8 protein-coding genes are annotated in these 9789 nt (G+C 39.8%); 5 read left to right on the top strand and 3 right to left on the bottom strand.

Annotated elements, in window-relative coordinates:
- Positions 1 to 213 precede the first annotated feature (213 nt).
- Positions 214 to 1185 (top strand): MlaA family lipoprotein, encoded by a 972-nt coding sequence (locus tag ACEYX7_RS09605; protein ID WP_374804670.1) that lies wholly within the window; start codon positions 214 to 216, stop codon positions 1183 to 1185.
- A 19-nt stretch (positions 1186 to 1204) separates the two neighbouring features.
- Positions 1205 to 2035 (top strand): carbon-nitrogen hydrolase family protein, encoded by an 831-nt coding sequence (locus tag ACEYX7_RS09610; RefSeq protein WP_374804669.1) that lies wholly within the window; start codon positions 1205 to 1207, stop codon positions 2033 to 2035.
- A gap of 94 nt (positions 2036 to 2129) precedes the next feature.
- Here the strand turns inward: ACEYX7_RS09610 and ACEYX7_RS09615 are convergent, their stop codons facing one another.
- The 3 genes from ACEYX7_RS09615 to ACEYX7_RS09625 all read right to left on the bottom strand — a co-directional run bounded on the left by ACEYX7_RS09615 (position 2130) and on the right by ACEYX7_RS09625 (position 5296).
- Positions 2130 to 2807, bottom strand: a complete 678-nt coding sequence (locus ACEYX7_RS09615) for a pseudouridine synthase (protein WP_374900493.1) — start codon at positions 2805 to 2807, stop codon at positions 2130 to 2132.
- Positions 2808 to 2882: 75 nt separating this feature from the next.
- Complete coding sequence (locus tag ACEYX7_RS09620; RefSeq protein WP_374804667.1) at positions 2883 to 3569, bottom strand: response regulator; 687 nt, start codon at positions 3567 to 3569, stop codon at positions 2883 to 2885.
- 59 nt (positions 3570 to 3628) lie between these two features.
- Positions 3629 to 5296 carry an ATP-binding protein gene (locus tag ACEYX7_RS09625; protein WP_374804666.1) on the bottom strand — a complete coding sequence of 556 codons (1668 nt, stop codon included), beginning with the start codon at positions 5294 to 5296 and terminating at the stop codon, positions 3629 to 3631.
- A gap of 134 nt (positions 5297 to 5430) precedes the next feature.
- Between ACEYX7_RS09625 and ACEYX7_RS09630 the strand changes: the two genes are divergently transcribed.
- The 3 genes from ACEYX7_RS09630 (at position 5431) to ACEYX7_RS09640 (ending at position 9649) form a co-directional block, all read left to right on the top strand.
- Positions 5431 to 5652: a hypothetical protein gene (locus tag ACEYX7_RS09630; RefSeq protein ID WP_374900494.1), complete on the top strand. Its 222-nt coding sequence runs from the start codon at positions 5431 to 5433 to the stop codon at positions 5650 to 5652.
- Between the two features lie 309 nt (positions 5653 to 5961).
- Positions 5962 to 7761, top strand: coding sequence for an acyl-CoA dehydrogenase C-terminal domain-containing protein (locus ACEYX7_RS09635; RefSeq protein WP_374806858.1), 1800 nt, complete (start codon positions 5962 to 5964; stop codon positions 7759 to 7761).
- A gap of 118 nt (positions 7762 to 7879) precedes the next feature.
- Positions 7880 to 9649 (top strand): acyl-CoA dehydrogenase C-terminal domain-containing protein, encoded by a 1770-nt coding sequence (locus tag ACEYX7_RS09640; protein WP_374804663.1) that lies wholly within the window; start codon positions 7880 to 7882, stop codon positions 9647 to 9649.
- The last annotated feature ends 140 nt before the right edge of the window (positions 9650 to 9789 follow it).

The following is a 9789-nucleotide window of genomic DNA, read 5'->3' on the forward strand; positions in this document are numbered from 1 at the left end:
TATTTAAAACCACCGCTCCAGTGGATGCGTATATTAATCATTTCACCCATCCTTGGCAAGTACTTTTTTAGATTTTTATATGTTTTAGTTGTTGAGTGGTTATTTTTCAAACTTAAATTACTTTTTATAACCAATTCTTCTCTTTAAATGACTTGGTAGCTACTTTTCGCTCTGTTATTATATAGCCATTATTTCCCTTGCCAAGATTTGTTTATGTCTGCTATCAAAAACACATTACTGCTCATCACGATGTCATTTTGCAGTACTACTCTGTTCGCACAAGATGATATGAGTGCCGAGCCTGTTGCGATGAACAGTAGTGATGCCGAACAAAAAATCTTAGCAAAGCTGTCAGAAATAAAGAATGATGTCACGGATAAATGGCAAATCATTTCAGAAAAACCTGCAATTAAACAGCTAAAAGTCGATGCACGTGCTTCGCAACCTGTCGAGATCAAAGATCCTTTTGAGCGTCTTAATCGTAAAGTGTTTGCGGTCAATAATTTTGTAGATGAGCATGCCGTACGTCCTTTGGCTGTTCAATATCTACGTATTGTTCCTGATGACGTTCGTGCTGGTTATACTGGATTTCGCACCAATATTCGTGAGCCATGGTATGCCACAAACCAAGCTTTACAAGGTCGCCCAAAAGTTGCTGCCAAATCTTTTGGACGTTTTTTGATTAATACCTTGACTACATTTGGCTTGGCAGACGTGGCAAAACGCAAAAATCTAACTTCTGAAAAAGATGATTTTGGTACAACATTAGGGTATTGGGGCGTACCAACAGGACCATATTTAATGTTACCTGGCTATGGACCGAGTAATTTCCGTGATGTAGCTGGGCAGTTTGTAGATTCTAGTCTATCTACTAAAAAACTTATTTTTGAAGATGATAAGGCGTATTGGACCAATCAAGCTGTAGATGTCATCAACATTCGTTCACAATTATTTTCTGCTGAAGAGCTGTTGCAAGGTGACAAATACTCAGCGGTTCGTGATGCGTATTTACAGCAACGTAGTTATACCATCGCTACAAAAAAAGGCATAGATTTTGATGAACAATTGTTTTCTGACGCAGACAGCGAGATGACGACTGATGTTGGTGCTGAGCCTGAGGAACAAAATGCTCAACCTCAAGCTGAAGCCACAACCAAAATTACACACAAGACTAAAAAACATTGATATTTGATGGGAGATTGATGTGACGATTTTAGCTGTAGCACAGATGAATTCTCAAAATGATGTTGAGAAAAATTTTGTAGATATTGAACATTGTTTAAAGCAAGCCAAAAAAGCTAATGCAACGCTTTGTGTTTTTCCTGAGAATTTTATTTGCTTTGCTGCGGGGCAACAAATCAAAATGGCTGAGCGTTTTGATGAATTTAAACAACGTTTGGAACAGCTTTGTTTTCAATATCAAATTTGGATGGTTGCCGGAACTCTAGCCTGTCCTTATCGTCCTAATGGTGATAAAGTCACTGATGGTCGTGTCCGCACTGTGAGTTTGTGCATTAGCCCCGAAGGTAAAACGGTAGCACGTTACGATAAAATTCATTTGTTTGATGTGATGGTATCTGACGGTATTGGACAATATCAGGAATCAGCCAGTTTTGAAGCTGGTGATGAGTTAGCGATTGCCAAGACACCATTTGGTAATATTGGTTTGATGGTCTGTTATGATTTGCGTTTTCCAGAATTGGCGGTGAAATTACGACAAAAAGGAGCAAATTTACTGACCGCACCATCAGCTTTTACTTTTAATACAGGGCAACAACATTGGCAAATTTTATTGCAAGCACGAGCTATTGACAGCCAATGTCATATTTTGGGTGCAGCACAGCAAGGTTGGCATAGTGAACGCAAACGCCAAACGTGGGGACACGCTATGATTACCCATAGTTCGGGGAAAATCTTGGCTGAATGTCAAGAAGAGGGTTTACAATTGATTACTGCTGATTTTGATTTGGCGGAGCAAGAAAAAATCCGTCAAGCGATGCCGCTGATTCAACATCGCCGTTTGTTGCAATTTTAATTTTTTAAGCCCTCCCTTAACCACTTCCACAAAGAGGGAAATTTCTCCAAACCCAAACTTTAATCTAAACAAAGCACAATAAAACCATTAACAATTAAAAAGGCGGTATTGAACTTAAATCCATATTTTGCCCTGTGAAAGGGTGAATAAATTGTAATTGCGTAGCGTGCAATGCCATTTGTGACAGATGATTATGCTCTGGATGGGGATGATACAGTTTGTCGCCTAAAATGGCATGACCAATCGATGATAAATGTAAACGCAATTGATGCGACCGCCCTGTAATCGGTGTTAATGCTACCCGACTGATATTTTTCTCACTGTCATAACTGATTCTTTGGAATAAGGTTTTTGCAGGTTTACCAATGTCAAAATCTACTTTTTGACGTGGGCGGTTCTCCCAATCTGCAATTAAAGGTAAATCAATTTCGCCTTGTTCAGCAATTTTACCCTCTACCACAGCAATATATTTTTTATCCACTTTGCATGCCTGAAAAAGTTTACTCATTGCTACTTCAGCGTCACGATGCTTAGCGAATAATAAAATACCCGATGTTGCCATATCTAAACGATGCGTCACTTTAGCCTGTGGGAAATCTTTTAAAATTCGTAAATAAGCACTATCTTGATATTCAGGCAAACGCCCCATCACCGACAGTAAACCTGCTGGTTTATCAATAACAATAAAGTGATCATCTTGATAAATGATATCAAGTGCGTGCTGTGGTGGTTGATAAATAAAATTATCCCAAACAAATGTCAATTGTGTCATCAGTTCTCTAATGTATAAAATAGCAAAGGGCGAATATTATCCGCCCTTAAAATAAAATCTACTGCATCGATCTCATCAGAATTCAGGAAATTCAAAGCGATAGCCTACACCGTACACGGCTTGAATCCATTCATGACGTTGATGTGCTGTCGCAACCTCAACGATTTTTCTGCGTAGATTCTTGATGTGACTATCAATGACGCGATCCGCCACATCATAACTTTCAGGATTGATATGATCAAGCAATTGCGTACGAGAATAAACTTGCCCAACGTGTTCTAAAAACAACTCTAACAGACGAAATTCTGTTGGCGTCAGATTCAATGCTTTATTCATATACCAAATACGTTGTTGAGCTTTGTCAATACGGAAAGTGCTGTCTTGTTCTGGTTCAGCTTTACGTTCCAAACGACGCAACACGGCTTGTACGCGAGCCACCAATTCTTTTGGACTAAACGGTTTGCATACGTAATCATCCGCCCCCATGTTCAGACCTAACACACGGTCAATCTCTTCACTGCGTGCTGTCATCATAATGATCGGTAAGTCAGATTGCTCACGCACTTTACGGCATACCGCCAAACCATCCAAACGTGGAATCATTAAATCTAGTAAAATCAAGCTTGGTTTTTGTTGCAAAAACGCATCATAAGCACTTTGCCCATCATGATAAACATTGACACTAAAGCCTGCTGCAACCAAATAATCTTTGACCAGCTCCGCTAATTCTACCTCATCTTCGACCAGCATAATTTGTTTCATATTTATCACCTATCTAGACTCAAAAACAGTATTAATATTACTATACAGCATTTTTTATGCTACTTGCCAGAATTTGTGTTTTCCGACTGTTGCAAAGGCAACAAAACGCTACAACGCAAGCCACCCAAAGGAGAATGATCAAAAAGTAAATCTCCACCCAAGAGCTGAGCAATTTTTTTCGATAATGCCAAGCCAAGACCTGTACCACCTGTACTTCGAGTACGAGAATCATCGACACGATAAAAACGCTGTCCCAACTGACTCAGTTGTTCATCTGTCAATCCCAACGGACTATCATCAATATGCAATATCCAAAGTGCTGAATTTTTCTCGACATGCAATCGTATAGTACCGCCATCTTCGGTGTAGCGAAGACTATTACTTAGGATATTAACGATAATTTGACGTAATCGATCACCATCCGTATGAAGTTGTAACGGCGTACCATCAACCTCAACTGTCATATTCTTCTGTTCAAATTTTTCTTGAAAATTAAGCACTTCATTTTCAACAATCGCCCAAACATCTGTATTTTTAAATTGTAAAGACAATTGCTGTGCATCGGCTTGTGCTAAGTCTGCCAAATCTTGTGTAAGCTTACGCAAACTGGTGACTTGATGTTGCATTTTTTCCAAATGTTCAGGTGTTGCTTGGCGAATACCATCTTGCATGGCTTCAATTTGTGCCTGTAAAACTGATAATGGTGTTTTGAGTTCATGTGAGGTGTCAGCGACCCATTGGCGGCGTGACTGTTCATGTTGATACAATATATCTGCCAATTGATTGATGACCGCAGATAAATCCCCTAACTCATCATTACGATGAATTTTGACATGATGCTGATATTGTCCATTACTCAATGCCTGTGCAGCGACCAATAATTTTTGGATAGGTCTGCGAAAAGATTTTGCTAATAATAAAGACACGATCAAACTCAAAATGATCGACAAGCCATAAACCATCAAAAAATAACGTTGCTGTGTATTAAAAAACTTAATACTTAGCACGTCATCCGCACTCAAGCTTGGACGTAATGCCAGATAGCCAACCACTTTATGATCGACGAGTATTTCTTGATACAGCATATTGTTATCTTCTGCACCTGCCAAATAATTTTTATTCGCATCGTATAGCCCTAATCGTCCGCTCAATCCTAGCACATCAGTAGATTGTTCCAAACGCTCGCTGTACGGCAACTTCGCTTGAGCGATATTTACGGCGTGTTTCTGGGTCAATTGTTTGGCAGTATCGACATGATCATGCGATGATTCTTGCTCTAGACCGAAAGGATTAAAATGTGATGGAATCGCTGTATCACCCCCACTATGCTCATTTTGCAATCGTGCTTTGAACAATGCGGGATTTTTTAAAATTTCGTTTTGCTGTTGTGCAATCTGATATTGTCGTACAAACCAAAAATTACGATTACAAAGAAGATGTTGCTCCAACTCTTCCGAACTATGTCTTACTTCTCTTAAATGTTGTTGATCAATCATCTGATCAAAAGCATTTTGCCAGCCGTCATAAACTTGGTAAATTTCTGCTAGGTTATTATTCAAATGATCAAGTTTTTGAAATTCAACCTGAGTCACATATCGTGCAAAGTTCTTTTGAATAGACCATCGCAACAAAAAAGCACTTAATGTACTGACAATCACTGTGATCAACAACACGCTTAAAAATAGCCGAAGTGTAATCGAGATACGCCGACTTTTGACAACAGACATCAAATACACCACGCTAAGCAAAAATATCATTTATGATAGCGAGATATGCTGTTTTTACCAAATAAAATTATTGCTTTCTGATTATTTTTTAACCAATATGTGTTTAATTATTGTACCAAACTGGAGTCTTTCCCATGGATATGCTCAAACTCGTTACAACTTGTACCGTTATGTTATTGGCACTTGGATTGACAGCTTATCAAACAACCAAGGCATTATCTACAGCAGTAACAGGTGATAATGTTTCGGATAAGTTTAAATGCTCACAAAGCAACCCTGGTAACTATCAGCATTATGGTGATTGCCAATTCCAACGTATCAAGCAAATGGAAGCACAGCAAAATGCGACCTCATAATACGCGTCGCCTTTAAACACATACCTGAAAAAAGCCATGTTATCAAAACATGGCTTTTTTCATTTATCTCATTATAATTTCTATAGCCATATTTATTGATGCTTATGGCTGTTTTTTATTTTCCTATTTACGCCTTAGACATTCGCTAAATCTGACCTATTGGTCATACTTTGATACATGAAAAGACTTGAGAAAGTATGTAATTTATTGCACATTGAATAAAAGCACAGTGAAACGCTGTATAGGGTTTTTATTGCTTAGTTTTGGTGATAAAAATCAGTAACCCATTGAAAAGAGAAGGACAGTGCCATGCCACAGTACAACGCCCCATTGCGTGATATGCAATTTGTTTTACATGAATTATTAAACGTTGAGCAACATTATGCCAAGCTACCGTCTTTCGCTGACACTGTTAGTCGTGAGTTGGTCGATCAATATTTAGAAACTGCTGCATCATTCTGTGAAAATGAACTTGCACCGATCAATGCTTCAGGCGATGCGGAAGGCTGTCACTGGAATGATGGTGTAGTCACTACACCAAAAGGCTTTAAAGAAGCTTATCAAAAATATATCGAACTCGGTTTCCCATCATTGTCTGCACCTGAAGAATTTGGCGGTCAAGCCTTGCCAAACTCACTAGGCACTGTGATTTCAGAAATGGTTGGTACAGCCAACTGGTCTTGGGGTATGTACCCTGGTTTATCACATGGTGCAGTGCGTACCGTTGAACACCACGGCTCAGACGAGCAAAAACAGACTTATTTGCCAAAGTTGGTATCTGGTGAATGGACAGGCACGATGTGTCTGACTGAATCACATGCGGGTTCGGACTTGGGTATCATCCGTACTAAAGCTGAACCGCAAGCCGATGGCAGTTATGCAATCACAGGGGAAAAAATCTTTATTTCTGCAGGTGAACATGACTTGGCAGAAAATATTATTCATATCGTGTTAGCACGTTTGCCGAATGCACCAAAAGGTACCAAAGGCATTTCACTATTTATCGTGCCAAAATTCTTGGTCAATGCCGATGGCAGCGTAGGCGAACGTAATGCTGTACGTTGTGCATCGATTGAACACAAAATGGGTATTCATGGTAATGCAACGTGTGTATTGAATTTTGACCAAGCCAAAGGCTATTTGATTGGACCTGAAAACCGTGGTCTAAACTGTATGTTTACCTTTATGAATACAGCACGTATCGGCACAGCAGTACAAGGTTTGGCAGCATCAGAAGGTTCTTTCCAAGGTGCTTTAACTTATGCACGTGAGCGTTTGGCAATGCGTTCTTTATCTGGTGCTAAAAATCCAGACAAAGAAGCTGATGCAATTATCGTACATCCAGCAGTACGCCAAATGCTTTTGACGCAAAAATCTTTTGCTGAAGGCGGTCGTGCATTAGTGTATTTCTTATCACAATATAGCGACTTGGTTGAACACGCTGAAACACCTGAAGAACGCCAAGCTGCTGATGATATGTTGTCTTTCTTAACGCCAATTGCCAAAGCATTTTTGACTGAAACAGGTTACGAAGCTGCGAACAAAGGCGTACAAGTGTTTGGTGGTCATGGTTTTATCACTGAACATGGCATGGAACAAATCGTCCGTGATACCCGTATTGCCTGCTTGTATGAAGGTACTACCGAAATTCAAGCCCTTGATTTGTTGGCACGTAAAGTCTTGCAATCACAAGGTGCATTGTTGAAAAACTTTGCAGGCATCGTGCAACACTTCTGTCAAAGCAATCAACATGAACAATTGAAACCATTAACCAATCAATTGCTTGGTCTATTGAAACAATGGGGCGACATCACCCAAGCTATCGGTGCAAAAGCACAACAAAATCCTGAAGAAATCGGCGCTGCTGCGGTAGATTATTTATACTTCTCTGGCTATGTGACCTTGGCTTACTTCTGGGCAAAAATGGCTCATGTGGCATTGGACAAATTGGCTGAAGGCAGCACCGAAACAGCATTCTACCAAGCTAAAGTGACTACAGCTCAATTCTACTTTGCTAAGGTATTGCCACGCACTGCGAGCCATGCGGCAATTATTGCTACAGGTAGCGAATCATTGATGGCATTGTCTGCAGATGATTTTGTATTCTGATTTAGTTTAAAAATTTAATATTAGATTAAATCTTTAGCAACACTTTGAAGGGAAATTGACTGCGACACATCTATCAATTTCCCTTTACTATATTCGTTTTAATATTAGGTGAAAATTTATGCCAATTTATAAAGCCCCATTACAAGATATGCAATTTTTGTTAAAAGACGTGTTTGATGCTGATAGTTTTTGGCAGTCACAACAAAAATTAGCCCATGTTGATGTTGCTACTGCTGAAGCCATTTTGGAAGAGATGGCAAAATTTGCTGAAAACGTAACTTTACCACTCAACCGTAGTGGCGATGAACAAGGTGCAAGCTATAAAGACACAGTGGTCACGACACCAGACGGCTTTAAAGATGCGTTCCGTCAATATGCTGAAGGCGGTTGGATTGGTCTGGGTGCAGACGAAGCTTGGGGCGGTCAAGCCATGCCAAAAATGCTTACCGTTTTGGCAGATGAAATGCTGTTTGCCACCAACCCATCATTTTTACTCTACCCGCTTTTATCAGTGGGTGCAGGGATGGCATTGAGTAGCTATGCTTCTGAAGAACAAAAGCAAACCTATTTACCAAAAATCTATTCAGGCGAATGGTCTGGCACCATGTGTTTAACAGAGCCACATGCAGGAACAGATTTGGGTATTATCAAAACCAAAGCTGAACCGCAACAAGATGGCACTTACCATATCACGGGTACAAAAATCTTTATCACTGGTGGTGAGCATGATTTAACCCAAAATATTATTCATTTGGTGTTGGCAAAAACCCCGAATGCCCCAGCAGGCTCACGTGGTATTTCATTATTTATCGTACCAAAATTTATGGTCAATCAAGATGGTAGCTTAGGTGAGCGTAATGCGGTCAGTGCTGGCTCAATTGAACATAAAATGGGTATCAAAGCATCAGCGACTTGTGTGATGAATTTTGACGGTGCGACAGGTTATTTGGTTGGTAAAGAAAACGAAGGCTTAGCGGCAATGTTCGTGATGATGAATTATGAACGTTTGTCGATGGGTATTCAAGGTCTTGGTGCGTCAGAATTTGCCTATCAAAATGCCGCTCAATATGCCAAAGATCGTATTCAAGGTCGTAGTGCAACCGGTGCAAAATCACCAGATAAAGCAGCCGATAGCATCTTAGTACATGGTGATGTACGTCGTATGTTATTGAATGTACGTGCTAATAATGAAGCCAGTCGTGCATTTGCGGTCTATGTCGGTCAGCAATTGGATATGACTAAATTTGCTGATGATGCTCAAGCAGTGAAAAAAGCTGCTGATCGTGTGGCACTATTAACCCCGATTGCCAAAGCGTATTTGACTGATACTGCATTCCAAGCCACTTTAGATGCACAAATGTGTTTTGGTGGTCATGGTTATATCCGTGAATGGGGTATGGAACAATGTGTACGTGATTTGCGTATTTCTCAAATCTATGAAGGCACCAATGGCGTGCAATCGCAAGATTTGATCGGCCGTAAAACCATCAAATGCAATGGTGCATATTTGGCTGATTATGTTGCTGATATTCGTGCTGAATTGGCTGACTTCCCAGCTTCAGTAAACTTTATGCAACAAGCAACGCTTGCCGCAGCAGATAAAGTGACGCAAGTGACTGAATATATCTTAAAGCAATCAGCAAATGATGCAGAATATCCAAGTGGTGTTGCGATTGATTATTTGCATAGTGTGGGTTTGCTTAGCTTTGCTTATATGTTTGCAAAAATGGTTAAAGCTGCTGATGGCAAAGATGGCGAGTTTTATGCTCAAAAAGTCAAAGTCGCACGTTATTTTGTTGAGCGTATTTTACCAAGTTTGGATACACACATTGCACGTATTCAAACTTCAAGCGATGTATTATTTAGTTTTGATGAAAATGAATTTTAATCGATTTATTTTGCAATTAAGCTAGACAAATTAAAGCCCTTATTGATTAAGGGCTTTAATTTTTTAGGGCGTGTTGACAATTAACGCAAATTGATTATTGTTGCAGCCAGATAGATATTAGCAGCAAAAGATTCATCGGT

The sequence above is a fragment of the Hubeiibacter jixunmingi genome, assembly GCF_041928215.1.
GTDB lineage: Bacteria > Pseudomonadota > Gammaproteobacteria > Pseudomonadales > Moraxellaceae > Acinetobacter.

Coding starts and splice junctions, on each gene's coding strand:
- ACEYX7_RS09630 (WP_374900494.1), top strand. CDS start 5,431: ATGGATATGCTCAAACTCGTTACAACTTGTACCGTTATGTTATTGGCA.
- ACEYX7_RS09635 (WP_374806858.1), top strand. CDS start 5,962: ATGCCACAGTACAACGCCCCATTGCGTGATATGCAATTTGTTTTACAT.
- ACEYX7_RS09640 (WP_374804663.1), top strand. CDS start 7,880: ATGCCAATTTATAAAGCCCCATTACAAGATATGCAATTTTTGTTAAAA.
- ACEYX7_RS09615 (WP_374900493.1), bottom strand. CDS start 2,807: ATGACACAATTGACATTTGTTTGGGATAATTTTATTTATCAACCACCA.
- ACEYX7_RS09605 (WP_374804670.1), top strand. CDS start 214: ATGTCTGCTATCAAAAACACATTACTGCTCATCACGATGTCATTTTGC.
- ACEYX7_RS09620 (WP_374804667.1), bottom strand. CDS start 3,569: ATGAAACAAATTATGCTGGTCGAAGATGAGGTAGAATTAGCGGAGCTG.
- ACEYX7_RS09625 (WP_374804666.1), bottom strand. CDS start 5,296: ATGTCTGTTGTCAAAAGTCGGCGTATCTCGATTACACTTCGGCTATTT.